General features: G+C 71.0%; 19 protein-coding genes. 12 read left to right on the top strand and 7 right to left on the bottom strand.

Annotated elements, in window-relative coordinates:
- The first annotated feature begins 2 nt into the window (after positions 1 to 2).
- Positions 3 to 761, top strand: a complete 759-nt coding sequence (locus tag C882_RS00590) for a GNAT family N-acetyltransferase (protein WP_009538573.1) — start codon at positions 3 to 5, stop codon at positions 759 to 761.
- Complete coding sequence (locus C882_RS00595; RefSeq protein ID WP_009538574.1) at positions 758 to 2350, top strand: polysaccharide lyase domain-containing protein; 1593 nt, start codon at positions 758 to 760, stop codon at positions 2348 to 2350. Before C882_RS00590 ends, C882_RS00595 begins: the two co-directional genes overlap by 4 nt.
- On the opposite strand, the gene C882_RS00600 is transcribed toward C882_RS00595, so the two are convergent.
- The 6 genes from C882_RS00600 to C882_RS00625 all read right to left on the bottom strand — a co-directional run bounded on the left by C882_RS00600 (position 2347) and on the right by C882_RS00625 (position 9719).
- Entirely contained in the window at positions 2347 to 3510 is a 1164-nt protein-coding gene (locus tag C882_RS00600; protein WP_009538575.1) for a right-handed parallel beta-helix repeat-containing protein, read from the bottom strand. The genes C882_RS00595 and C882_RS00600 overlap by 4 nt on opposite strands.
- Positions 3507 to 4559, bottom strand: coding sequence for a polysaccharide deacetylase family protein (locus C882_RS00605; RefSeq protein ID WP_009538576.1), 1053 nt, complete (start codon positions 4557 to 4559; stop codon positions 3507 to 3509). Before C882_RS00605 ends, C882_RS00600 begins: the two co-directional genes overlap by 4 nt.
- 35 nt (positions 4560 to 4594) lie before the next feature.
- A complete protein-coding gene (locus tag C882_RS00610; RefSeq protein ID WP_009538577.1) occupies positions 4595 to 6346 on the bottom strand; it encodes an adenine nucleotide alpha hydrolase family protein in 1752 nt (583 codons plus the stop codon).
- 2 nt (positions 6347 to 6348) lie between these two features.
- Positions 6349 to 6903, bottom strand: coding sequence for a C-type lectin domain-containing protein (locus C882_RS00615; RefSeq protein ID WP_043642760.1), 555 nt, complete (start codon positions 6901 to 6903; stop codon positions 6349 to 6351).
- A gap of 114 nt (positions 6904 to 7017) precedes the next feature.
- Positions 7018 to 8355 (bottom strand): glycosyltransferase, encoded by a 1338-nt coding sequence (locus C882_RS00620; protein ID WP_051999907.1) that lies wholly within the window; start codon positions 8353 to 8355, stop codon positions 7018 to 7020.
- A complete protein-coding gene (locus tag C882_RS00625) occupies positions 8352 to 9719 on the bottom strand; it encodes a putative O-glycosylation ligase, exosortase A system-associated (protein ID WP_009538580.1) in 1368 nt (455 codons plus the stop codon). The genes C882_RS00620 and C882_RS00625 overlap by 4 nt, the downstream gene beginning before the upstream one ends.
- A gap of 182 nt (positions 9720 to 9901) precedes the next feature.
- Between C882_RS00625 and C882_RS00630 the strand changes: the two genes are divergently transcribed.
- From C882_RS00630 to pepA, 4 genes are all read left to right on the top strand, one after another.
- Complete coding sequence (locus tag C882_RS00630) at positions 9902 to 10099, top strand: hypothetical protein (protein WP_009538581.1); 198 nt, start codon at positions 9902 to 9904, stop codon at positions 10097 to 10099.
- A gap of 59 nt (positions 10100 to 10158) precedes the next feature.
- The gene (locus tag C882_RS00635; RefSeq protein ID WP_009538582.1) at positions 10159 to 11760 is read left to right on the top strand and encodes an acyl-CoA ligase (AMP-forming), exosortase A system-associated; all 1602 of its coding nucleotides are present in this window, start codon (positions 10159 to 10161) and stop codon (positions 11758 to 11760) included.
- A gap of 1 nt (position 11761) precedes the next feature.
- Positions 11762 to 13006, top strand: coding sequence for a pyridoxal-dependent decarboxylase, exosortase A system-associated (locus C882_RS00640; RefSeq protein WP_009538583.1), 1245 nt, complete (start codon positions 11762 to 11764; stop codon positions 13004 to 13006).
- A gap of 367 nt (positions 13007 to 13373) precedes the next feature.
- Positions 13374 to 14219 (top strand): flocculation-associated PEP-CTERM protein PepA, encoded by an 846-nt coding sequence (pepA, locus tag C882_RS00645; RefSeq protein ID WP_083875628.1) that lies wholly within the window; start codon positions 13374 to 13376, stop codon positions 14217 to 14219.
- 105 nt (positions 14220 to 14324) lie between these two features.
- Here pepA and C882_RS00650 read toward each other — a convergent pair whose 3' ends face one another.
- A complete protein-coding gene (locus tag C882_RS00650; protein WP_083875629.1) occupies positions 14325 to 15191 on the bottom strand; it encodes a PEP-CTERM/exosortase system-associated acyltransferase in 867 nt (288 codons plus the stop codon).
- 256 nt (positions 15192 to 15447) lie between these two features.
- On the opposite strand from C882_RS00650, the gene C882_RS00655 reads away from it, so the two are divergent.
- The 6 genes from C882_RS00655 (at position 15448) to C882_RS00680 (ending at position 25635) form a co-directional block, all read left to right on the top strand.
- Positions 15448 to 17079 carry an FAD-binding oxidoreductase gene (locus C882_RS00655; protein ID WP_083875630.1) on the top strand — a complete coding sequence of 544 codons (1632 nt, stop codon included), beginning with the start codon at positions 15448 to 15450 and terminating at the stop codon, positions 17077 to 17079.
- 76 nt (positions 17080 to 17155) lie between these two features.
- On the top strand, positions 17156 to 18421 hold the full coding sequence (locus tag C882_RS00660; RefSeq protein ID WP_009538587.1) for a TIGR04063 family PEP-CTERM/XrtA system glycosyltransferase: 1266 nt from the start codon (positions 17156 to 17158) through the stop codon (positions 18419 to 18421).
- A 120-nt stretch (positions 18422 to 18541) separates the two neighbouring features.
- A complete protein-coding gene (locus C882_RS00665) occupies positions 18542 to 19819 on the top strand; it encodes a TIGR03088 family PEP-CTERM/XrtA system glycosyltransferase (protein ID WP_009538588.1) in 1278 nt (425 codons plus the stop codon).
- Positions 19816 to 21030 (top strand): glycosyltransferase family 4 protein, encoded by a 1215-nt coding sequence (locus tag C882_RS00670; protein WP_009538589.1) that lies wholly within the window; start codon positions 19816 to 19818, stop codon positions 21028 to 21030. Before C882_RS00665 ends, C882_RS00670 begins: the two co-directional genes overlap by 4 nt.
- A 39-nt stretch (positions 21031 to 21069) precedes the next feature.
- Positions 21070 to 23904, top strand: a complete 2835-nt coding sequence (gene prsT, locus C882_RS00675) for an XrtA/PEP-CTERM system TPR-repeat protein PrsT (RefSeq protein WP_083875631.1) — start codon at positions 21070 to 21072, stop codon at positions 23902 to 23904.
- A 246-nt stretch (positions 23905 to 24150) separates the two neighbouring features.
- On the top strand, positions 24151 to 25635 hold the full coding sequence (locus C882_RS00680) for a TIGR03013 family XrtA/PEP-CTERM system glycosyltransferase (protein ID WP_009538592.1): 1485 nt from the start codon (positions 24151 to 24153) through the stop codon (positions 25633 to 25635).
- Positions 25636 to 25637: the final 2 nt, after the last annotated feature.

Below are 25637 nucleotides of genomic sequence, written 5' to 3' on the forward strand. Positions count from 1 at the left end.
CCATGGCCGCCGAGACCGCCACCGCCGCGCCCGGCCTGACCGCCCGCCTGCGGGCGACGGTCGCCGAACTGGGCGGGCCGAACGCGGTGCTCTACTGGATCAGCCGGGCGCTCGGCCGCGCCGGCGGGATCGCCCGGCTGCACCGTTATGTGATCGTGCTGCAGCCGGTGCCGGAGCGGCCGTTGCTCAAGCCTCACCGGGGCCGGTCCATCGCGGTCGAGCCGCTGTCGCGCGACGACCCCCGGCTGTTCGACCTGCCGCTGACCCGCGCGGTCATGGACTACCGCTTCGATCAGGGCGCGCTGTGCCTGGGGGCCGTGAAGGACGGCCGGGTGATCGGCTGCCTGTGGCTGTGCCTCGGCCCCTTCGACGAGGACGAGGTGCGCTGCCGCTATGTGCGGGAGCCCGAGGGCGCCGCGTCGTGGGACTTCGACGTCTACGTCCATCCCGACCACCGGACGGGCTTCGCCTTCGGCCGCCTGTGGGATGCCGCGAACGGCCTTCTGCGCGAACGCGGGGCGCGCTTTTCCGCCAGCCGGATCAGTGCCTTCAACGCCGCGTCCCTCAAGAGCCACGCGGCGCTGGGAGCGGCGGCAGTGGGGCGGGCGACGTTCCTGCGGCTGGGGCCGCGCCTGCAGGTCATGGTGTCGGACCTGGCGCCGCGCGTGAACATCTCGTGGCGCGACGACCGGCCGCCGCGGCTGTTGATCCCGTGCCCGCCGCCGGCGCAAGGGGGCGAGAACAAGGAGGGCACGTCATGAGACTGCGCAAGCTGATCCTGGGCCTGGCGGCCGTGGCGGTGGTCGGCGTCGGCGCCGTGGGCGCGGCCAACGCCGACCGCATCATGCGGGGGCTCCAGTCCGGCCGGTCGCTGCCCGAGCTTCTGGTCTATGCCGCCGACGTGCTGAAGGTGCGCTATCCCAGCGTCGGCGAACCACTGGCGCCGCTGGCCGATGCCCTGCGGCCGTCGCCGGGTGCGGTGTCGGCCTTTCCCGACGGGGTGACGCTGGCCGACTGGCGCGGCACCGGCGCAAGCCCCGACCTGCACCTTCCCGCGCCTTTCTACGGTGGCGGACAGCCCGAGCCCACGCCCCTCGCGGTGGCCACGGCCGGCGTGGTGCGGCGGACGGCGCCGGACACGGTGGTGGTGAACACCGCCGAGACCCTGAGCCGGGCCCTGCGGCAGGCGGTGCCGGGGCGCGAGATTCTCATCGCGCCGGGCACCTACGATCTGCGCGGGCACGGCATCGACCTCGACACTGCCGGCCGGGCCGACGCGCCCATCGTCGTGCGGGCCGAGCACCTGGGGGCGGTGACGCTGAACCTGGACATGATGGAGGGCTTCCACGTCCGCGCCCCGTACTGGGTGTTCGAGAACCTGGACATCCGCGGCACCTGCGGCAATCCCGGCCGCTGCGAGCACGCCTTCCATGTGGTGGGCGAGGCGCGCGGCACCATCATCCGCAACACCCGCATGGTCGACTTCAACTCGCCCCTGAAGGTCAACGGCCTGCGCGGCGCCTATCCCGACGCCGGGCTGGTGGAGTTCTCCACCTTCGCGGCCACAGACCGGCGGCGGACGAGTTCGCCCGTGTCCTTCGTCGACATCGTCGGCGCGTCGGACTGGACCGTGCGCCATTCGCTCATCGCCGACATGGCCAAGGCGGGCGGCGACCGGATTTCCTACGCCGGCTTCATGAAGGGCGGCGGCGCGCGGGGCGTGTTCGACGCCAACCTTGTCATTTGCTCCATGACCGTGCCCGTGAAGGGCGAAACCCGCGTCGGGCTGTCGTTTGGGGGCGGCGGTTCCGCCGGGGCCGACTGCCGGGGCGGGTCCTGCGAGGGCGGGGTGGAGCACGCCGAGGGGCGCATGACCAACAACATCGTCATGCACTGCCCCGATGTCGGCATCTACCTGAACAAGGCGGCGGGGACCGATGTGGCCCACAACACGCTCTACAACACGCTGGGCATCGACGTGCGCTACCCGCAGAGCACGGCGCGCCTGCGCAACAACGTGATCGCCGGGCGCGTGCACGAGCGCGAGGGCGGCACGGCGATCGAGGGCGACAACATCGTGCTGGGCAGCTTCTTCAGCGCCGACCGGCGGCCGGCGGAGATGCGGGCGTGGTATGCCCATCCCGACGCCGCCGACTTCCGCCTGCGCGACGTGCCGCCGCTGCTGGCGGCGGGGCTCAAGCTGGAGTCGGTCGACACCGACTTCTGCGGCCGCCGCCGCAGTGCCGGGGGCGCCGATCTTGGCGCCATCGAGTACCGCGCCGGCGGATGCTCCCCGGCCGATTTCCTGCCCAGCCTGGCGCCCTACCCCGAGGAAGCGCGGCGGCCCTAGGGTGCCTCGGCCTCGAAGGCGCCAGCGTCGGGAGCGGCGCCGACGGTGTGGCGCTCCTGCACGCGGCCCGTGCCGTGGACGAGGCTGTAGGCCGGGGCGAGTTGCGGCGGCGTTTCGGTGCCCGCGTCGACGGCGGGAGACGCAGGCTCCAGCCGGTAATCGAAGGCGTCGGCATCAACGAACTGCGCGTCCGCCGGCCCGTCGGGCAGGCGGACGGTGCCCTGCGCCTCCACCGGTCCCTGGGCGATCTCTCCCGGACCCACGAGCAGGTTGTTGACCAGCACCGCTGCCGAAGGCGCGTAGTTGCGCAGGAAATAGCCCTGGTCGGCGGCGTTCACCAGCGTGTTGTAGGCCATGGTCAACGTGCCGGCGGCCTTGCTCTTCTTCTCGGCGGCGAAGGAGACCAGCGTGTCGTTCTCCCACTTCGGTCCCTGCTGGAGGACGTTGCCGATCAGCAGGCTGTCGCCGCCCTCCGACAGGTCCACCAGATAGCTCGCGCGGCCCTCGCGATGGTCGGCGATATGGTTGTAGGCGATGTGGTTTTCCTGCGCGCGGCTTTTGACGGCATGCCCCACGTTGGCACCGGTGGAGGAGGAGAACCGCATCTCGAACCGTTTCTGCCGGCCGATGTAGATGTTGTGGCCGATGCGGTTCTTCGGCGTGATGCCCACCCCGTTGTCGGCGAAGCGGCAGCGTTCGATCACCACCACGCCCTCGGGATCGTGGCCGGTGAGGATGCCCATCTGGTTGTCGGAAAAGCCGCAGTTGCGCAGCGTCAGGTCCCGGCCCTCCAGCCGGATGCCGGCGCCGTTGTGGTGGCTGGAGCGGGCGCCCGAGAAGTGGATGCCGTCGATGGTGGTGCGGTCGCCCTGGACGACCCAGATCGCCTTGTTGCCCGCCACCCGGCCATCACGCGAGACGATGCGCACCGGCCCGCCGACGGCCTGAATGGTCAGGTCGGCGGCCTTCCAGGTGGCGGTGTCGTTCTCGTAGGTGCCGGCCTGGATGAGCACCCGGTCGCCGTCCTTGGCGTCCTTCGCGGCCTGGCTTGGCTGCGTGTAGTAGAGGCCGGGCCCCACCTTCAGGTCCCAGGCCTGCGCCGGCAGGGCAGAGGCCAGAAGCAGCACGGCGGACAGGACGACGCGGCGGTGCGGGATCATGAGGCCCTCTTCATGAAAGCGGATGGGATGGCGGAGGGGGCGGCGGCGGCCTCCCGGCACAGCGCCCGGATCTCGCCGGCGGTGCGGAAGGTGCCGCCCAGGTGGTCGCGGAACCAGGCGGCGGTGTCGCGGATGGCGGCCAGGAACACGGCCAGGTCGTCGCCGTCACGCACATAGGGCGTATGGCCGGGCACCAGCGAGGGGCTGTGGAAGGTCAGCGTGAAGATGCGGTGCCCGTCGGCCAGAAGCGCACGGATCAGGCGCTGCATCTCTTCGGTGGTGCTGCCTTCGGGCGTCAGGCGGATGCGCTCCATCACGCCCAGGCGGCTGAGGATGCCCTGCGCCTTGAGGCGGCGCCCGATCGGAGACGTCACCGGCCCGTACAGTCCCGGCCCCAGCCGCCGGCCGAAACCGCAGAACCCGCTGGTCAGGGGCAGTTCCAGAAGGCGGCGCTGCGTCCCGAACCACGACGGTGCCAGGCCGAGCCGGCGGAAGTCCGGCCCGCCATCGGCGGCGAAGGAGACGTGGGGGACGACGCTGGCGTCGATCTCGTAGCCTTCGGCCTCCAGCAGCGCCGCCGTGTTGGGGCCGGCGCCGTAGCGCCCGGCCTTGTAGAGGGTGGGCCGGCGCCCCAGTCCTTGTGCGATGACGTCGGTCAGGACCCGCAGCTTGGCTTCCTCCAGCGCACGGGGCAGGTTGCCCGGGTAGCTGTTGGCGGGGGTGACCGCCTCGGTCTCCGGCGGGTTGACCCAGGGGTGCAGGTGGGCGCCGATGCTGGCCCGGCCCTCATCCTGCAGCCGCCGGAACAGGGCCATGGCGGCCGGGTCGGCAGCAACGGGGTAGTCGATGACGTAGTCGGGACGCAGCCCCAGGGGGTCGAACACCGCCTCGTGCGCCGGTTCCACCCCCGCGATGGCGGTCACGCCCCGATTGGCGCGCGACAAGGGGCGGGTCCAGTCGAATTCCTCCTCCGTGTCGACGATCACCGCCAGCACCGGCGGGTGGCCGTCGGGCAGCGCGGCGGGCGTCTGGCGGGCGGGGTCGAGCATGAGCGGCGGATCTCCTCGGGCGGAAGCGGCGTGGATCAGGCGGCGGCGTTGAGGCGGCGGAACAAAAGCTCCAGCGTCATGGCCCGGTTGAGCTGCCCGGGCTCGCACAGGCGGTCGAGCCGGAAGAAGCGCGGCATGTACTCGGGCGGGCCGCCCAGCACCCGCGCCACGCGCTCGGGCGCCAGCGACGGCGGCGGGACAGGCGGCTGACGCTTGAGCCGGAAGGTGCGGGCGCGAACGGCGGGCGGCCGCACGAACGTCGCCCAGTCCGACAGCACCCGCCGTGTCGGAGGCGGTGCGTCGAAGGCGTGGCCGTAGGCCGACGGATGGCGCGCCAGCGCCGGGTCGGCGCGGGCGATCATGGCGGCCTGGAGGCGCCCGTGGTTCTTCAGGCGCAGGGGCACGGGCAGGGTGGTCGCCAGAATCTCGGCGTCCACGAAGGGGGTGACGGCCGCGCCCAGGCGATTGTTGACGCTGGCGTTGCGGCCCATCCACCAGCGGCAGCGGGTCAGGGGGTAGACGGCTTCCACCACCGGGCGGGGCAGGGGGCGGCGGACGGTGCCGGCGTCCCCGCCGCGTCCGACGTCGGCGGCCAGCCGCGCGGCGAAGCGGCGGGCATAGCCGCGGGCGTCGAAACCGGGCGCTGCGGCGGCGGGATCGTACTGGCTCCAGAACACCTGCTGCATGGCCAGCGGCGAGACCGGTCGGTCGGGCAGGTAGAAGAAATTGCGGAAGACCTCGCCGCCGCCGCCGTTGAGCGCCAGCCGCCCGTCATGGCAGCGCGCGAGCCGCGTTTCCAGGTCGGCGCCGCTGTCGAAAACGCCGTCGTTGGGCGTGCCGTCGAAGGCCTCCAGCGTCGCCGAGACCACGGCGGCATAGATGTCCGGGTCGGGCAGGGGGCGACCGGCCTTGTCCACATGCGCCAGGGCCAGGCCCTCGGCGGCGCAGACGGCCTTGGCGATCCGCACGTCGTCGCTCGCCTCGGGTCCATAGACGTGCAGGTCCGGGATCGTCCCGTGCCGTCGCAGCATGGCGAGGATGAGGCGGCTGTCGTAACCGCCCGAGAGGGCGGTGTCGAGGCCGGCGCCGCCCAGGCGGGCGAGGGCGTCGAAACGGTCGTCCAGAACCGCCAGGCAGCGCTCGGCCGCCGCCTCGGGCGTGGTGGCGTCGGCGGTCTGCTCGGGCAGGGGCATGGGGCGCGGCCGACCGGAGACGCGGCCGTCGTCGTGGAAGGTCCAGGCACGCAAGGAGTCGAGCAGGCGCACGTCGCGCAGCACCGTCAGGCCGCCGTGGGCGGCGCCGTGGAAGACGTAGTCCCGCACGCCGTCGGCGTCGACGGCCGGCGAGTCCAGGGCGTCGGCCACGGCGAGAAACGACGACGAGACCACCGCCGGCGTCTCGCTGCGAAACAGGTGGAAGGTGCCGCAGCGGTCGGTCAGCACCCGCACCGCACCCCGGATGCCGGCGACGACGGCGAAGCTGCCCCAGAGCGCCGGTTCGTTCAGGCGGTCCGCCACCAGATCGGCCAGCAGCGGTGCCAGGGCGTCCCTGCCATGGCGGCTTCGGTAGAAAACGGTGCCGGCAATGGCGATGACATTGCCGGCATTGTCCGCGTGGACGAGCGGCACGCCGCCGCTCAAGGGCGCGAAGCAGGTGATTCGGTGGCTGTTGTGGGTTGCCGACCGGCCGGCGCCGAAGCCCTGGCGCCGGAAGGACCTCTCCAGCCGTGCATGAAGGCGGGCGGCCGCCGGCGAGCCGTCGTCGCGGGTCAGGAACAGGGCGCCCATGGTCAGGGCTTGCCGGTGGGGAATTCCACCAGGTACGAAATCTGGTACTTGTCGATGCCCGACGCCTGCCAGACCATCTGCAGGCCGCCGCCCACGTAGTAGACCGGCATGTATTCCATGCGCACCCGGCCGCACATGATCCAGGTGCGGTGCCACTGCGGGTGCCACACGCCCGGCGGCGACCGGTCCATGATGGTGCCGTCCACCCACATCAGCTTGCGGGCGCCGCAGAAATAGCGCAGGCCGATCCAGGTTTCCTTGTCGATGACGTCGCCGAACTTTTCCCGCAGCCAGTCGTGGGTCTTGCGGTCCTTCACGACCGCCAGGCGGCCGGGAATGCCGTGGTAGGTCTTGCGCAGGGCATGTTTCTGCACGCCGCCCCACGACGTGCCGCCCATGATGTTGAGGTCGACATAGGCGAAGTAGGACTTGGTGTGCGGGTTGTAGAACGGCCCCACCATTTTCTCCTTGCCCAGCGCGGGTGCGCTGACCAGCAGGATCATCATGGTTACCGCCGCGAGGGCGAACGCGGCCAGAGAACGGCTTGCGGCAGGCATGGCTCACCCTGTTCCTTGGGCCCTTCACTGGCAGCGCGTTCACCGCGTGAAGGGCCTGTTCGCATTGACAAAAGCCTAGAAGCGGCAGCCCCGAATGTCGACGGAACCGCCGGTTTAAGCCGATCGTGGAGGCGCGCCGGTGACTGGGCGCGCGGGCGCCGGCGCGGTGCCATGGGCGGCCGGTGACGCCTTGCCGGCGCAGCGGCCGAGCAGCGCCTCCAGCGCCTCGAACTGGGCGCCGCGCGCATGACCGGCGGCGGCGTCTTCGGGCGGTGCGGCGACCCGTCCCGTCGCTGCTTTTTCCTCCAGCCATGCCGACAGGTGGCCGACGATGGCGGCGGGATCGTCGGACACCCGTCCCAGCCCGCCGTCGCGCAGGATGTCCGCCGCCTCGCCGGTGGTGGAGCCCACCGACAGAATGGGGCGGCGGCAGCCGATGTACTCGAACAGCTTGCCGGCGAGCACATGGTCCTCGCGCCGGTCGTTCCAGCGCAGCAGCAGAAGCACGTCGGCGGCCTTCTGCAGGCCCAGCAGCGTGGCGCGCGGAACGGGAGCGTGCACGCTCACCACCGGGGCGGCTATCCCGTGTTCGGCCGCCATGGCCTCCACGGCGGCGCGCTCGCTGCCGTAGAAGTGGACGCGCACGCGGGTCAACCGGTCTTCCGGCAGGCGGGCGATGGCCGCGAACAGCGGGCGCGGGTCGCGCTTGTCGCCATACAGGACGCCGGCATAGATGATGGTCAGGTGTGCCGGGTCGCCGGTTTCGGCGGGCGGCGGCGCGGCGGCGATCTCTGCGGGGTCGAAGCCATTGCGGGCCAGGCACACGGGCGTTCGCGGCCACTGCGCGGCGAGCTGCCGCCGCCAGCCGTCGGTGACGGTGGCAAGCCCCGCCGCCGAGCCCAGCACGCGCGCCTCCGTCCGGCCGTCCAGCCAGGCCCGCAGGCCCGTTCCGTCGTAGTACGGATGACCCGTCCACAGGTCGCGGAACTCCGCCACCCAGGGGACGCCGTGGCGCCGGTGCAGTCCCTCGGCGACCAGCAGGCCCGAGTGGGGCGGGGCGGTGGCGAGGATCACGTCGGGGCGGCGCGCCGCGACCAGCGCGTCGCCTTGGCGGGCGGCATCGGGCAGCCAGCCGCTCTGCTGGTCGGGCCAGCCGCTCAGGCGGCGCAGGGCATCGGCGGGGCTGCGCAGGACGCGCACGGCGCCGGCGGGATCGCGCAGCAGGGCCCGCGCGCTGAGCGGCGGGGCGACCTTTGCCCAGGTGACCGAGCCTTCGGGCAGGCCGTGGTCCATGACCGGGGGAAAGTCGGCATTGCGCGCCGCCAGCACCCGCACCCGATGTCCGCGCTGCCCGAGAAACCGCGCCAATGCCGGCGCCCGCGTGGCGGCCAGGGGCGCATGCGGCGGGAAGAACCCCGCGACGAGCAGGATGTCCAGCGGGCCCACGCTCATGAGCCGCCGTGCCCCCGCTGGGGCCGCATGGGCGAACCACCGGGCGATGCCGGCGTCGGCACGCCCTGCGGCGGCCGGCGGCTGGCGCGGGCCTGTTCGGCAAGAGTGGCGGGCTTCGGCGTGGCGACGGCGTCGCCCTCGATGACCAGGCGCAGCATCACCAGGATCACCAGGATGTGGTAGAACAGGTCGAAGGTGGCCATGTTGAGGAACAGGCCGCCGACGGCGTAGGCTACGAGGCTGACCTGCACCATGGAGGCCAGGTCGCGCGCCCACTCGTAACCGGGCGCGTGACGCACCTGACGCGTGATGCTGCCGGCGGTGAAGAAGCCCGCCGCCAGGATCGCCAGGAACAGCGCCAGCCCGATGAAGCCGTGTTCGCCCAGGACCTCGAAGTAGTTGCTGTGGAAGGCCCGGGCGACTTCGCCATCGGGGACGAGGGCGAGGAACAGGCCGGAATCGATGGGGTTGAACCCGCCGCCGAACAGCGGCCGCATCTGGGCCAGGCGCCACGCGAACGTCCAGGCGTCGAAGCGTCCCTGTACCGAGGAATCCTCGGTGTAGGACTGGATCGTCGCCATGCGGGCCATCCACTCGGGCGGCATGACGCTCAGGCCGAGAATCAGCGCGAAAACGCCGAGGCCGATGATCGCCATCTTGTGCCGCGACTTCAGGAATAGCCAGAACAGGCAGGCGCTGCCGGCGACGAAGGCGCCGCGCGAGTATGACCCGATGATCGACGCGCCGATCAGCGCCATGGCCAGCAGCAGGCCGCGGCGGATCCAGACGTCGCCGCTCTGCAGGTGCAGGTAGCGGACCATGGGCAGCAGCATGATCAGGGCGAGGGCCAGGTGGTTGTTGTCCTCGATCATGGTGTTGGGCGGCCCCCACACACGGTAGCCGCCGCCGTTGATCAACGTGAACAACCCGCCCTTGACGCCGTAGAACCCGATGCACAGCACGATGACCCAGACGAAGGCGTGAATGCGCTCGCGGCTGGCCATCATGGGAATGGTGATGAAGGTCATCAGCAGGACCTTGAACACCTTGTCCCACTTCTCGTAGGCCGACCCCGGGGCGAGCGCCATGATCGTGGTCATGGTCATGTAGCCGAAGAAGACCAGCAGCAGCACCGTGATCGGCGTCAGCGGCACCGTCTTGCGGTACCCGCTGGAGATCATGAAGGAAAAGATGGTCGCCAGGCCGATCAGCATGCCGAAAGGCAGGTCGTTGACCCGGCCCCAGCCCAGCTGGTGCGGGTTCATGTAGGACACCACGCACCATCCCAGGATGCCCAGGAACGGCCAGCGCAGGATGGCGGGGACGATGCCCACCATGAACATTATGATGAAGATATCGCGCATGGCGCTGTACGGCTCGCTCCCAGGGCGGTCGAGGTCGTTGACGCCGCTGAACTATGGCACGCGGAAGCGCCGCCTAGGAGTCCGTCGTCGGGTTTAGTCCGCGTGAGATGATGAGACCTGGCGCCGGGCACGGTATTGATGGAACACCACGATTTTCTTTTCCGATACTTGGAGGCGTTCCCGTGGAAACCGGCATCCTGATCCTTGCCATGGGCGCGGTCGCCTTCGTGATGTACTGGGTGGTGATGAACGACGGCGCCCCCAGCATCCGCGATCAGAAGGGTCTGTTGCGCATGATGCCGCCCAAGGACGAAGCGGCCCGGGAAGAGGCCGCAGCCCGCGAACGCGCCGCCACCGTCAAGCGCCGTTTCGACGCTTGATCCTGGCCGCCCATCCCGTCCCGCCCCGTTTCCCGCGTCATTCCCCGGAGGCCGCCGCCATGCACGACCGCCTGTCGAATCTCATCCTGTCGGCGGCGCTGCGCGATCCGCTGGCGACGGCCCTGCGCTGCGGCGGCGAGGCGCTGACCTACGGCGACCTCGCGCAGGCGGTGGAGGCGTTCGCACGCGGACTGGTGGCCGAGGGCCTGCACCGCACCGAGCGGGTGGCCGTCTACCTGGACAAGCGGTTCGAGACGGTGGTCGCCAGCTTCGGCGCCGCCCATGCCGGCGGCGTCTTCGTGCCGGTGAATCCGGTGCTCAAGGGGCGCCAGGTGCAGCACATCCTGACCGACTGCAACGTCCGCGTCCTGGTGACCAGCAGCGCCCGGCTTGGCGCGCTCGCCGACGTGCTGCCCGACTGCCCGGACCTGCGGACCATCGTGCTGGTGGACGAGGCATCCGACCCGCCGCCGGCCCTGCACGGGGTGGACCTGCTGCGCTGGCGCGACGTCATGGCCGCCGGATCGGGCGTCGGCGCGCCGGCACCGCATCGGGTGGTGGATCAGGACATGGCGGCGATCCTCTACACCTCGGGCTCCACCGGGCTGCCCAAGGGCGTGGTGCTGTCCCACCGCAACATGCTGGCCGGCGCCCATTCGGTGGCGTCCTACATCGGCAACACGGCCGAGGATCGCATTCTCTCGCTCCTGCCGCTGTCCTTCGACGCGGGCTTCAGCCAGTTGACGACGGCGTTCGCGGCGGGCGCGCGGGTGGTGCTGCTCAACTACCTGCTGCCGCGCGATGCCGTGAAGGCGGTGGCGGCGGAAGGCATCACGGGCATCACCGGCATTCCACCCCTGTGGGTGCAACTCGCCCAGTGCCGCTGGCCCGACGAGGCGGCGGCGGGCCTGCGCTACATCGCCAACACGGGCGGACGGATGCCGCGCGCGGTGCTCGAGCGCCTGCGGGCCCTGCTGCCCTACACCCAGTGCTATCTGATGTACGGGCTGACGGAAGCCTTCCGCTCCACCTACCTGCCGCCGGCGGAGGTGGACCGCCGCCCCGACAGCATCGGCAAGGCCGTGCCCAACGCCGAGGTGCTGGTGGTCCGCAAGGACGGATCGCCCTGTGCGCCCGGCGAACCGGGGGAACTGGTCCACCGGGGCGCCTTCGTGGCCCTGGGCTACTGGAACGACCCGGACCGCACGGCGGCGCGCTTCAAGCCCGCCCCCGGCCAGCCGGCCGGCCTGCCGCACCCGGAGATCGCGGTGTGGTCGGGTGACACGGTGAAGATGGACGCCGACGGCTACCTCTATTTCGTCGGGCGCGAGGACGAGATGATCAAGACCTCGGGCTATCGCACCAGCCCGACGGAGATCGAGGAAGTGCTCTACGCCACCGGCCTGGTGGGCGAGGTGGTCGCCATCGGCGTGCCGCACCCGGACCTGGGGCAGGCGGTGGTGGTGGTCGCCACCGGCCTCGATGGCGCGGCGCTGGATGCGGATGCGCTGATGGAGGCGGCGCGGGCGGAGCTTCCCGCCTACATGGTGCCGCGCCGGGTGGTCGCCATGGACGCCCTGCCGCGCAACGCCAACGGCAAGCCCGACCGCAAGGGCCTCGCCACCGCCCACGCCGATACCTTCCGCAAAGAGGAAGCCTGACATGAACGCGCCCCTGACCGCAGACACGGGCGCATTCCGCGTCCATGGCTTTCCCGTCCTGGGCGACGAGTTGGGCGTGGGCGGCGTGCCGCTGTCACGCCTGGCCGCGCGGGTGGGGCGGACACCCTTCTACGCCTACGACCGCGGCCTGCTGAGCGAGCGTGTCGCGGCCCTGCGCGCGCACCTGCCGGCGGCCGTGCACCTGTCCTATGCCGTGAAGGCCAACCCCATGCCGGCCGTGGTTCAGCACCTGGCGCGGCTGGTGGACGGCTGCGACGTGGCCTCGGCCGGGGAACTGGCGACCGTGCTGGATACGGGCATGGACCCGGGCCGCGTTTCCTTCGCCGGGCCGGGAAAGAAGTCCGACGAGTTGGCGCAGGCCGTGGCTGCCGGCGTGACCATCAACGTCGAAAGCCCGGCGGAACTGGAGGAGATCGCCCGCCACGGCGACCGGCTGGGAATCACACCCCGCGTCGCCGTGCGCGTCAATCCCGACTTCGAATTGCGCGGCTCGGGCATGCGCATGGGCGGCGGGGCCAAGCAGTTCGGCGTGGACGCGGAAGCGGTGCCGGCCCTGCTGGCGCGCATCGGCGCGCTGGACCTGACCTTCGTCGGCTTCCACTGCTATTGGGGCAGCCAGGCCCTGCGTCCGGCCCTGATACGCGAGGCCCAGGAAAAGAGCGTGGAGCTGATCCTGCGCCTGACCGATGACGCGCCGGGCGCGCCGGAGATGGTCAACCTGGGCGGCGGCTTCGGCATCCCCTACCACGACAAGGACACGCCCCTGCCGCTGGCCGAGGTGGGCGAGGGCATGGCAGGCGCGGTCGAGCGCCTGACGACGGCCCTGCCGGACGCCCGGCCGGGGATCGAACTGGGGCGCTATCTGGTGGGCGAGGCCGGGGTCTACGTCTGCCGCGTGGTCGATCGCAAGGTGTCGCGCGGGCAGGTGTTCCTGGTCACCGACGGCGGCCTGCACCACCATCTGGCCGCGACGGGCAACTTCGGGCAGGTGCTGCGGCGGAACTATCCGGTTGCCATCGGCACCCGCATGACCGGAAACGGCATCGAGACCCAGAGCGTCGTCGGCTGCCTGTGCACGCCGCTGGACCTGCTGGCCGACCGGGTGGAGCTGCCGCGGGCCGACGTGGGCGATCTGGTGGTGATCTTCCAGTCCGGTGCCTACGGCGCCACGGCCAGCCCCGCCGGCTTTCTGGGGCATGGCGGACCGGCCGAAGTGCTGGTCTGACCAACCTTCTCCCACGCTTTCGAACCTCTGGCCGGGCGCTTCTTGCGGGCGCCCGGCATTCGACGCGTGCCAGGCCCCCGCAGCGGGCCGCGGCCGGCGCTGATCGACAAGGTGTTGGCAGCCTTTACGCCGCCCAAACCGCCGTATCGGCGCGAACGCCCCGGCTTTGCGGCGATCGGGTCGACAAGACGGGGCGGCGGGTGTCGGAGGTTTTTCCACTTTATGGGGGCACTGCCCGGGGAGAAAGGTCAGTGCATTGAAAATAAAGGAGAAAAAACTGTGGCACGCGGCTTGCTGAAAGAGCGTCGGGTTTAACCGCCATCAGACGGAGACCGCGGCGCAGGCCGCACTGCAAAGGGAGCCTTCGATGTTTAAGAGATTTCTCACTTCATCCGCGGTAAAGGCGGCGGGCGCCGCTGCCTTCGCTCTCGGATTGTACGCCGCGCCGGCCGCGGCCGCGCCGGAGTTCACCGTGGACGAGAACCCGGTGGGCGGCAACGAGGTCACGGCCGACGCCATGGTGTTCCTGTTCACCGCCTTCACCGACGTTGACGGCACGCCGGACGCCGGCACCTTCACCCAGGAAGGCCAGGTGCGCTACACCACCTTCACCCTCAACGGCGTCGACCTGACCGCCGGGCTGAACACCGAATACAAGCTGTTCGGCAACTTCACGGCCACCGGTTCCTCGACGTCCGTCGCCGACGGCTCGATCACCGAGGCCGAGGGCCTCTACGACACGTTCGAGTTCACCCTGTACTACGACCGCACGCCCACCGATACGCCGCTGGACCTCGATCCGTCCGACAGCGTGGTGGACCCGTTCCGGTATGAGGTGGACGGCGACACGGAAACCGTCCTGACGGCCTCGCTGGTCCTGGGCTCTCAGACAATTCAGGTCATCCCGAACGAGATCATCACGTTCGTGATCGATCTGGAGATCGCCCTGACGCCCTTCGGCGAGCAGTACTTCATCGATCCCGTCCCCTTCTATCAGTTGCAGCTCAACTCGGGCATCGCCGTCAACGCGATCACCGACGACGGGTTCGACGTGTTCGACGGGACCGTCGCGTCGGGTGACTTCAGCGTGATCTCGCAGGGCACCGGCGCGACGACTTTCGCACGGGTCCCCGAGCCCGCCACGCTGGCGCTTCTGGGCTTCGGCCTGGCCGGCATCGGCATCGGCGGCTGGCGCCGCCGCAAGGCGGCCTGACCCAGAGGCCTGAATCGGCGCGGCCTGCGCAGCGGGATTCACCGCCACAAGGAAAAGGGATGGCCCTCGGGCCATCCCTTTTCACTGTCGGCTGTCGACAGCGGGTCAGCAGCTGGCGAAGGCGACGGCGCTCCGGCTCGGCCGCAGGCGCGCCACGGCTTCGGGCAGGACGCCGGCCGCCCGGGCGCCGGTGGTGCAGTAGTGGTGAACGTCGGCGCGCTCGTCGAACATGCGGTCCATCAGTACGTCGAAGTTCGACCAGCAGGGCTGCCGCAGGCCGTGGTGATCGACAAGCTCGCCCCACGGATTGAAGTGGATGCCCAGGCGGGTCAGCAGGCGCAGGAGCGCCGGCTCCATCACCGCGCAGACATGGGTCAGGCGGTGCTCGTAGATCGCCGTGATGACGCCCTGGATCAGCCCCAGCGGCAGAAAGGGCAGAAAGGACGCCGTGTCCCGACCAAGCGATTTGCGGATGGTCTTGGACAGGCAGAACCGCGAGATCTCGCCGGTCCGCATGGGGGGCAGCACGCCGCCGCGTTCCGCCATGCCCGGCGCCACCGAGTTGATGGGATGGCCCAGCGTCGGATGCGGCAGGACCAGCCGCGCCGTGCCCAGGGCCTCGCCGCTGGTGCGGTCGATCAGCAGGACATGGATGGAATGACGGTCGAACAGGTCGCTTTCCCGGCCATCGGGAAAGTCGCTCTTCTCTTCGAATTCCCGCTCCACGCAGTAAACCTGGTGTCGAAGCTCGAAACACAGGTTGCGCTCTTCCCGGCTTTCCGCGCGCCGAACTTCGAACCGGTCTGCGAAGACTGTCAGGTCCTTGTTGGCGGCGGGTTTGGGGGAGGGAGTATTGGAGGGATTGGCGGAAGGAATGGTTGACCGGTTCAGGATCGGGCCGGCTGTCGCGATATCGGGCCGAACCATGGTGCTCTCACTCTGCATCTCACGCATTTTTGTTCCCCGACTCATTCCTTGAGTTTAATCCGATTGGGATAGCGGGTTATATATCTTTTGGACGGGTCATAGTAGGCGGTGAGGCGCTTAATAAATAGTAACCAACCCGTGACAATCCGGTGGTTGATGAAGGCGATCCTGACACAAATGCGGTCACAGCCCTGTCACGGCAGTATTCCTCGCGAGTGAAGGCGCCGATACAACTGGAAAAAGCATAAAATTTGATGATTTTTCGTCTTATTCTGGCTCTCAGGGACTGAGGTAGGTGCAAATGGATTCAAATAGCGCCTTGGAACGGTGGCGGCGTACCGTTGGTGCCGAGCATGTTCTGGAACGTCAAAGGTGCCACGACTACAGTCGTAATACCTTGGGGTTTGACCGGCCGGTACAGGCCGTCGTCCGACCGTCGACGGTCGACGAGGTTCGTGACTGCGTGGTCATTGCCTCGGACGCCGGCGTACCGCTGTATCCCATCAGCACCGGGCGCAACTGGGGCTATGGCAGCCGCCTGCCGCCGGTCGACTCGGTCGTCCTGGACCTGGGCCGCCTGGCGCGAATCGACATCCGGTCCGACGAGGCGGACCTGGGGTTGGTGACGGTGGAGCCCGGCGTGACACAGGGCCAGCTCAGCCGCCACCTGGACGACCACGGCCTGCCGTTCATGGTGCCCACCACCGGCGCCGGGCCCGATTGCAGCCTGCTCGGCAACGCCCTGGAGCGCGGCTTCGGCATCACCCCGGCCACCGACCACTTCGCGGCGGTGGCGGCTGTGACCGTCGTGCTGCCCGACGGGTCGCTGTACGAGTCGCCCCTGCGCGCGCTGTCGAGCCCGGACCAGCGGGTGCCGGCCTTCAAGTGGGGCATCGGGCCGTATCTGGACGGGCTGTTCGGCCAGTCCAACCTGGGCGTCGTGGTGCGCATGACCCTGCAGCTGGTCCGCCGGCCCGAGCGGGTGGAGGCCTTCGTCTTCAACCTCAAGCGCGACGCGGACCTGGAAGCGGCGGTCGATGCCGTGCGCGGCCTGCAGCAGAGCCTTCCGGGGCTGGTGGGCGGCATCAACCTGCTCAACCGGCGCCGCGGCCTGTCGATGTTCGCGCCTTATCCCGACGACGAAGGGCGCCTGATCTCGGACCCGCGCATCGACGCCATGGGGCGCGAACACGGAGTGGCGCCCTGGCTGGGCATCGGCGGGCTGTACGCCGACTCCGCCGTCGCCGCCGGCGCCCGCCGCGCCATCCGGCGCCGGCTGTGCCCGGTGAGCCGCATGGTGACCTTCTTTTCCCACGACCGCGTCCGGCTGCTGCGCCGGGTGGCGGGCTGGCTGCCGGGCCGCAAGGTGGCGGTGCAGCGCGAGCGGCTGGGCTCCTTCGAGCAGGCATTGGACATCATGGTGGGGCGCCCGCGCCGCGTCGCCCTGCCGCTGGCGTACTGGCGGCCGGGCTTCAGGCCACCGGAAAACACCGAGGCGCTGGACCCCGACCGCGACCGCTGCGGGCTCATGTGGTACGCGCCGCTGGTGCCGCTGGACGGCGCCGCCGCCCGCCGGGCCACCGATTTCGTGGAACGCACCTGCCGCAAGCACGGCTTCAACCCGCTCATCACGCTGACAGCCCTGTCGGGGTCGGTGGCCGACGCCACGGTGCCGCTGCTGTTCGACCCGGACACCGAGGCCGAGGCGGCGCGGGCCTGCTATCTGGAGCTGGTGGACGAGGGCCGCAAGCTGGGCCTCCAGCCCTATCGCCTGAATGTCGCCGCCATGGACCGGGTCACCGCGCAGGAGGGCCCGACGTGGGACCTGGCGCGGCGGATCAAGCACGCGGTCGACCCCAGGGGAATCATCGCTCCGGGACGCTACGTCGCCGCCGGACGCGGCGATGGCGGCGAGGGCGGCGGCGGGGCGTAAGCCCGATGACAGGTTGCCGGCGTGCGCGCGGGGCCGCCACCATGTGGCTCCCAGTCATCCTGCGCGGGCGAGCGGTATGAAGATCCTCCATGTCCTGGACCATTCGGTGCCCATGCATAGCGGATATTCCTTCCGCACGCTCGGCATCCTGCGTGAGCAGCGGGCCCGCGGGTGGGATACCTGTCATCTCACCTCGCTCAAGCACACGCGCGAAGGGCCGCCGGAGGAAGAGGCCGAGGGCCTTGTCTTCCACCGCACGCCCATGCCCCCCGGCCGCGGGGCCGGCGCGTGGCCGCTGCTGCGCGAGCACGCCCTGATGCGCGCCACGGAGGCGCGCCTGATCGAGGTGGTCCGCAAGGAGCGCCCCGACATCCTGCACGCCCACTCGCCGGCCCTGAATGCGGTGCCGGCGGTGCGGGTGGGCCGGCGCTTCGGCCTGCCGGTGGTCTACGAAATCCGCGCCTTCTGGGAGGACGCCGCCGTCAGCCACGGCACGGCGCGGGCCGGCGACTGGCGTTATCGCCTGACGCGGGCGCTGGAGACCTGGGCGGTGCGCCATGCCACTGCCGTCACCACCATCGCCGAGGGCCTGCGCGGCGATCTGCTGGCGCGCGGCGTGCCGCCCGAAAAGGTCACCGTCATTCCCAATGCCGTCGACGCCGACGCCTTTCGGACCAGCGGCCGCCGCGACCCGGACCTGGAGGCGCGGCTCGGCCTGGGCGGCTGCGTCGTGCTGGGCTTCCTGGGCTCGTTCTACGGGTACGAAGGACTGGACGGGCTTCTGCGCGCCCTGCCGGACATCGCCCGCCGCCGGCCCGAGGTGCGCGTCCTGCTGGTGGGCGGCGGCCCGGAGGATGCCCGGCTGCGCGCCCTGGCGGCGGACCTGGGCGTGGCGGATCGGGTGGTCTTCACCGGCCGCGTGCCCCATGCCGAGGTGCAGGCGTATTACGACCTGGTGGACGTGCTGGTGTTCCCGCGCGCCCGCATCCGCCTGACCGACCTGGTGACGCCCCTGAAGCCGCTGGAGGCCATGGCCATGGGCAAGCCCGTTCTGGCCTCGGACGTCGGCGGTCACCGGGAGTTGATCCGCGACGGCGCCACGGGCTGGCTGTTCCCGCCGGACGATCCGGCGGCCCTGGCGGCCGCCGTTGACCGGGTCCTGGCCGACCGCGCCCGCTGGCCGGCGGTGCTGGAGGCCGCCCACGCCTATGTGGAAGGGGAACGGTCGTGGCGGGCGGTGGTGGCGCGCTACGAAGGCGTCTACGGCCCGCTCGTTCCGCCCTCCCGCCGGCGCCCGACGTCCGCCGCGCCGCAGCCCGCCGATATGGCGGCCGAGGCGTGACGGCGGCCCCGCCCAAGCGTCGTTCCCGCTTTAACCCCGCCGGTTTAGTCCGTCGTAACCGTTGCTCCGGTTGGGGCGGGCGGCGACCCTGAGGAGGCTCAGGGAGGTGCAGGACCGTTCATGACAGACCCCGCCGCCGCATACCCCGCAGACCGTGCGCAACGGCCGGCGCCAGGCTCCGATGCCGGCGCGCCGCTGGTGGTGCACGTGGTCGACCGCCTGGGTGTCGGCGGCATGGAGAACGGCCTGGTCAACATCATCAACGGCACCGATCCGGCGCGGGTGCGCCATGCGGTGGTCTGCCTGCGCGCCGCCGGGGCCTTTCAGGCGCGGCTGACGCGCTGCGACGTGCCGGTGATCGTTCTGGGCAAGAAGGACGGCAAGGACCCCGCCGCCTACCTGCGCCTGTGGCGCCTGTTGCGCCGCCTGCGCCCCGACGTCGTTCACACCCGCAACCTGCCGGCGGTGGACATGGTGGTGCCCGGCCGCCTGTGCGGCGCCACGGTCGTCGTCCATGGCGAGCACGGCCGCGACGCGGTGGAGGAGGACGGCGCCAACCGCCGCTACAACCGCCTGCGTCGCACTGTCAGCCCGCTGGTCGACGGATATGTGGCGGTCTCCAGGGATATCCAGCGGTGGATGACCGGAACCGTCGGCCTGCCGGCGGCGAAGGTCCGCCACATCTGCAACGGCGTCGACAGCCGGCGTTTCCGCCCGCGGTCGGACTCCGGCGCGGCCGAGCGCGGCCCGCTGCCGGCGCCCGCAGGCTTCGCCGGGCCGGACCAGGTGGTGTTCGGCACGGTCGGGCGCATGCAGACGGTCAAGGACCAGGTGACGCTGGCCCGCGCCTTCTGCCGCGCCGTGGAGGCCATGCCCGACGGCCGCCGCCGCCTGCGGCTGGCGCTCATCGGCGACGGTCCGCTGCTGGAGGAGTGCCGCGCCGTGTTGGCAGAGGCCGGCTTGGCGGACCTGGCCTGGACGCCGGGAGCGCGAAACGACGTTCCGGCGCTGCTGCAGGGGCTCGACGTTTTCGTCCTGCCGTCGCGGACCGAGGGCATCTGCAACACGATCCTGGAGGCCATGGGCTCGGGCCTGCCCGTGCTGGCGACGGACGTGGGGGGCAACCCTGAACTGGTCACGCCCGGCGAGACGGGCCTGCTGGTGCCGCCCTCCGACCCCGACGCCCTGGCCGGCGCCATGGTCCGCTATGCCGGTGACGCCGCCTTGTGCCGCCGGCAGGGCGCCGCGGGACGGGCGCAGGTGCTGGAGCGTTTCGCCCTGGACGTCATGGTGGAGTCCTACCTACGGACCTACGAAGCGCTGCTTGCCGCACGGCGCCGGCCCCGGCGCGGCGGCCGGTCGGCCGTTTCTGCGGCGGGGGAGGCCGGAACGCCATGACCCGTCCGCTGCGCCTGCTGACCTTCACCACGCTCTATCCTAACGCCGCGCAGCCGCACCACGGCGTGTTCGTGGAGAACCGCCTGCGCCACCTGCTGGAGCACGACCCCGGCATCGCCGCCCGGGTGGTCGCGCCGGTGCCGTGGTTTCCGTTCTCCCACCCGCGGTTCGGGGGGTATGCCGCGTTCGCCCGCGCCCCGGCAGCGGAGACGCGGAACGGCATCGCGGTGGAGCATCCGCGGTATCCGGTGATTCCCAAAGTGGGGATGACCGCCGCGCCCTACCTGCTCTACCGGGCGGCCCGGCCGGTGCTGGAGCGCCTGCGCGCCGGCGGCTATCGCTTCGACATGATCGATGCCCACTACTTCTATCCCGACGGCGTGGCGGCGGCCATGCTGGCGCGGCACTTCGGCGTGCCGCTGTCCATCACCGCGCGCGGGACCGACATCAACCTGATTCCCCGCTACCCACGCCCGCGCCGCATGATCCGCTGGGCCGCCGGCCAGGCGGATGCGCTGGTCACGGTGTGTGAGGCGCTCAAGGACGGCCTGGTGGACCTGGGCGTGCCGGCCGGTCGCGTGACGACCCTGCGCAACGGCGTCGACCTGTCCATGTTCCGGCCGTCCGCCGACCGGGCCGCCCTGCGCAGGGACCTGGGCCTGCCGCCTCCCGGCCTCGCGCCGGTGCTGGCGAGCGTCGGCCACCTGATCGAGCGCAAGCGCCATCACCTGGCCATCGAGGCCCTGCCGCACCTTCCGCCCGAGACCCGCCTGCTCATCGCCGGCGAGGGACCGGAGGAGGACGCCCTGAAGCGCCGGGCGGCGGTGCTTGGCGTCGCAGGCCGGGTGCGCTTCCTGGGGCGCCTGCCGCATGACCGGTTGCACGAGGTGTACGGCGCCTGCGATGCGCTAGTGCTGGCGTCCTCGCGCGAGGGCTGGGCCAACGTGCTGCTGGAGGCCATGGCCTGCGGCACGCCGGTGGCGGCCTCGCGCATTTGGGGCACGCCCGAGGTTGTGGCCGCGCCCGAGGCCGGGCGGCTGTTCGACGATCCCACGGGCGCGGCGGTGGCGGGGGCCGTGGCGGCGCTTCTGGCCGATCTGCCGGATCGCGCGGCGACCCGCGCCTACGCGGAGCGCTTCGGGTGGGAGGATACCAGCCGCGGGCAGGCCCGACTGTTCCGCGCCGCCGTCGGCGCCCCGGCGGCGGCCTGATCCTGAGCGCGCCTTTTATTCTAGTCAGAGGGTGGCACAATGATTCGACAGCGCGTCCGATACACGTCTCTTCGTACGGTGGTCGCCGCCTCCGTTCTCGCCATGACGGCCACACTGGCGCCGGTCCCCATGGACGCGGCGCACGCGGCCGACGTGGAGCAGCTGCTGGAAGAGGCCCGCACCTTCCGCGCCGAGGGCCGCGTTGCCGACAGCATCATCCAGATCAAGAACGCGCTCCAGCAGGAGCCGGCGAACGCCGAGGCCAACGCGCTGCTGGGCGATATCTACCTGGGCGCGGGCGACGTCCAGCGCGGCCGTTTGCAGCTTGAGCGTGCCCGCGACCTGGGCGGCGCGCCGGACCTGTGGATGCTGCCGCTCATGCGGGCGTGGCTGGCGTCCGACGAGGCCGCGCGGGTGATGGAACTGACGGAGGACCTGCCCGAAAGCCTGGACCCGGTGCTGCGGGCCGACGCCCTGGCGCTGCGCGGCCGGGCGCAGGCCGCCGCCGGTGACGCCGAGGCCGCGCACGAGACGATGACCCGGGCCATGGAACTGGCCCCCAAGGCGGCGCTGCCGCCCGCCGGCCTGGCGCGGCTGGAGGCGTCGGCCGGCAACGTGCAGGCGGCGACGGAACTGGCGGAGCAGGCGCTGGCCAATGCGCCGAACGACCCCGACGTTCTCTACATCGCCGGCGACCTGGCGTTGACGCGCGGAGAGACGGCCAAGGCCCTTGAACACTACCGCGCCATCAAGGACATGCGTCCCATCAACCCCTTCGTGCGCGTGCCGCTTGCCCAGGCGCTCATCGCGGCCGGACAGATGGACGCGGCGGCGGACGAGTTGGACTGGGTGCTGGAGAAGGTGCCCGAGTACCCGCAGGCGGTCTACCTGCGCGGCCACGTGGCCTATGTCCAGGGCCAGATGAGCGAGGCCGACTCGCTTCTGGCGCGCGGCCTGGCGTCGGACCCCGCCAACCAGCGCATGCAGCTCCTGGCGGGGCTGGTGAAATACCGCCTGGGGCAGCATGAACAGGCAGTGCGCCTTCTGTCCGGGCTTGCCGAGGGTGCCGGGGCGCTGCCCCAGGCGCGCATCGCCCTCGGGGCCTCGCTGCTGGAGACGGGCAGGCACGACCGCGCCTACCGGGTGCTGACGCCGTTGCCCGACGACATGAAGCAGAACGCCGACGCCCTGGCGCTGGCCGGGCAGGCGGCGCGGCTGGCCGGCAAGGCGGAAGAGTCGCTTGACCTGCTGAGCGCCGCGTCCGAACTGCGGCCTGACGATGCCGCGATCCTTCGCCAGTTGGCTGCCACCCATTCCGCCCTCGGGCAGGGCGAGGAGGGGCTTGAGACCCTGGGGCTGGCGGTGGAAAAGGACACGAGCAACGACCGCGCCGTGTCGACCTACTTCGCCATGCTGATGCAGAAGAACCTGCCCGACCAGGCGCTGGCCGTGGCAGACAAGGTCGTGACGGACCGGCCCGAAGCCGGGCGCGGCCACACCATGCGCGGACTCGCCCTGCTTGCCGGGCAGGACCCCGAAGGCGCCGAGGCCGCCTTCCGCAAGGCCATTTCGCTGGACCCCGGCGCCGCCGATGCCGCCGGCAACCTGGCGGCGCTGCTGCGCCAGCAGGACCGGGTGGACGAGGCGGAGGCCGTGCTGCTGTCGGCCCACGAGGCGGCGCCGCGGTCCTCGGCACTGATGCTGCGGCTGGCCGACATCGCGGCCCTGCGCGGCGACAAGGCCGAGGCGCGATCCTGGCTGGAGCAGGCGGTGGAGGCCGGCACGGTTTCGCCGCGTCCGCGGGCCCGTCTGGCGGCCCTGCTGCTGGAGGAGGGCCGGCCTGACGCGGCGCTTGCCACCGCCGTGCCCGGCCTCAACACCTTCCCGCGCGACCCCGAGCTGCTGGAAATGGTGGCGCGCGCCCGTCTGGCGACCGGCGACGCCGCCAACGGCCTGGCCGCGGCCCGGACGCTGGCCGAGGTGAAGTCCGACGCCGAAACGCTGAAACTGCTGGTCAACGCCGCGCGGCAGGCGGGAAACCAGTCGGTTCTGGCGGACGCGCTGGAACGCTACACCGTCGTCGAGCCCGACAACCTCGAGGTCCGGCTGGCGCTGGCCGCGCTGGAGTTGGGCGACAACGACGCCGCAGGTGCGCGCGAACACATGGACGCGGCGCTGGCCCTGGCCCCCGACGATGTGCGCGTCATCCAGATGGAAACCCGCACGCGCCTGGCGCGGGACCCGCGGGACGGCGTCGCCTACCTGCGCGACAAGATCGCGGCCATGGAGGCGCCCCCGGGCGATCTGGTCCACCTGCTGGCCTCGGCCGAGCGGCCCATCGAGCCCGAGCAGGCGGTTGCGCGCCTGAGCGACTGGAGCACGGCAAACCCCGACGACACCCGGGCACGCCTCATCCTGTCCATGTGGCACATCGAGGACGGCCGCTTCCAGGCCGCCGAGCCGCTGCTGGAGAGCCTGGTGGCGGACGATCCCGAAAGCTGGGTCAACCACAACAACCTGGCCTACGTCCTGATGCGGCAGGGGCGGCTTGACGCGGCGCTGGACCACATCGACAAGGCCCGCCTGCACGGCGGCAACCAGCCCGAGTTGCTGGACACCGAAGGCCAGATCCGCCTGCGCATGAACGACCTGGTGATGGCCGAGCAACTGTTCCGCCAGGCCGCCAGCCAGACGGCGCGCCCCGGCCACCGCCTCAACCTGGCCGAGGCGCTGGTGGCCCTCGACCGCCGCGACGACGCCCGCCAGGTGCTGGAACAGGTGCAGGGGGCCCGCACCACCGATGCCGAACGCGAGCGCACCCGCGATCTTCTCGCCCGCCTGGAGGGCGGCCCCGAGGAGGCGCAGGCGCAGTAGTCATCATCTTCGGCCGTTTGTCTGCCGATCAACACGCCGGGCGGCCGGTCTTCGGACGGGCCGCCCGGCGATGGTTTTTGTTGCGACATTATTGGGACTGTTCATCCGTTGCGGCAGTTATTACTGATCGCCCGAGGGGGTAGAACGGAATAACGCCTCTCTACGGCCTACCCGCCTTTGTTCCCGACGCCGCTGCTCCGGTACTTTCGTGGGGTCTTCCGCGAACACTGTCACGGAGCGCTTTCCATGATGCGGGTGTTCGGACACCACATCGCCGTCCCGGTTCTGCTTCTCGCCAGCCTGGAGGCGGGGGTTCTCGTCGCCCTGTTCGAAGGGCTGACGGCATTTTTCGACGTGGCCCCGGCGGCCGGTCCCGGCGGCGCCGATGCCGTGACGGGGGCGCTTGGCGCGCCGGCGGCGGCCTGGGGAGACCACACCGTGCCGCGCCTGCTGGCGGTGCTCGGCATCGTCGTGATCGCGGCCGTGGGGATGTACAGCCGGCGGATGTTCTTCGACGTGAAGACCTTTGTCCGCCGCAGCCTGGTGATCTTCCCGCTTCTGTTCGTCGCGCTGACGGCGGCGTCGGTGGCTTATGCCATGTACATGGGCACGGACTGGTCGGGCTACGTGATCCTGCTGGGCTTCGCCACGCCGGCGGCGGCGGTGGCGATCGTGTTCATCCGCTATTTCTTCGTGGAGCTGGCGGACCTGGACGTCTTCAAGCGCCGCATCCTGGTGCTGGGCACCGGGCCGGCCGCCGAGCGCATCGCCGAGATGGCCGCCCCGGGCCAGCACCGCCACTTCCGCCTTGTCGGCTTCGTCGACATGGAGGACGGCGGCGCCGGCGCGGGGCGGCTGCACTGGCAGGTGTTCCCCCGCCGTCTGGCCGGCGAGCCGGCGGCGCTGCATCGCCTGGTGCGCGACCGGCGCGTCGACGAGATCGTGCTGGCCACCGCCGAGCGCCGCGCCGGCCGCGGCGGGCAGGGCGGCGGCCTGCCGCTGGACGATCTGCTGAAATGCAAGCTGGGCGGCGTGACCATCTCGGACTACGCCACCTTCTGGGAGCGCGAGGCCGCCGAGATCGACCTGGACAGCCTGCGCCCCGGTTGGATGATCTTTTCCGACGGGTTCCGCCAGTCGCTGTCGCGGCGCTTCATCAAGCGGCTGTTCGACGTTTCCGTCAGCCTGACCTTCCTGGTCGCCACCCTGCCCATTACGGCGGCGGCGGCGGCGGCGGTCAAGCTGACCAGTCGCGGCCCGGTGTTCTACCGGCAGGAGCGCGTGGGCCTGCACGGCCGCCCGTTCGAGTTGCTGAAGTTCCGCAGCATGACGACGGACGCCGAGAAGGACGGCAAGCCGCGCTGGGCCGGTGCCAACGACGCGCGCGTCACGCCGGTGGGCCGCTTCATCCGCAAGACCCGCATCGACGAGATCCCGCAGGTGCTCAACGTGCTCAAGGGCGAGATGAGCTTCATCGGCCCGCGCCCCGAGCGCCCCTTCTTTGTCGACCAGTTGGCCGAGCAGATCCCCTATTACCGCGAGCGCCACACGGTGCGGCCGGGCATCAGCGGCTGGGCGCAGATCAACTATCCCTACGGCGCCTCGGTGGAGGACGCCCGCCGCAAGCTGGCCTACGACCTGTACTACGTGAAGAACGGCAGCCTGTTCCTGGACCTGCTGATCCTGGTGCAGACGGTGAAGGTCATCCTGTGGAACGAGGGGGCGCGCTGACA

The organism is Caenispirillum salinarum AK4 (genome assembly GCF_000315795.1).
GTDB classification, from domain to species: Bacteria; Pseudomonadota; Alphaproteobacteria; order Rhodospirillales; family Rhodospirillaceae; genus Caenispirillum; species Caenispirillum salinarum.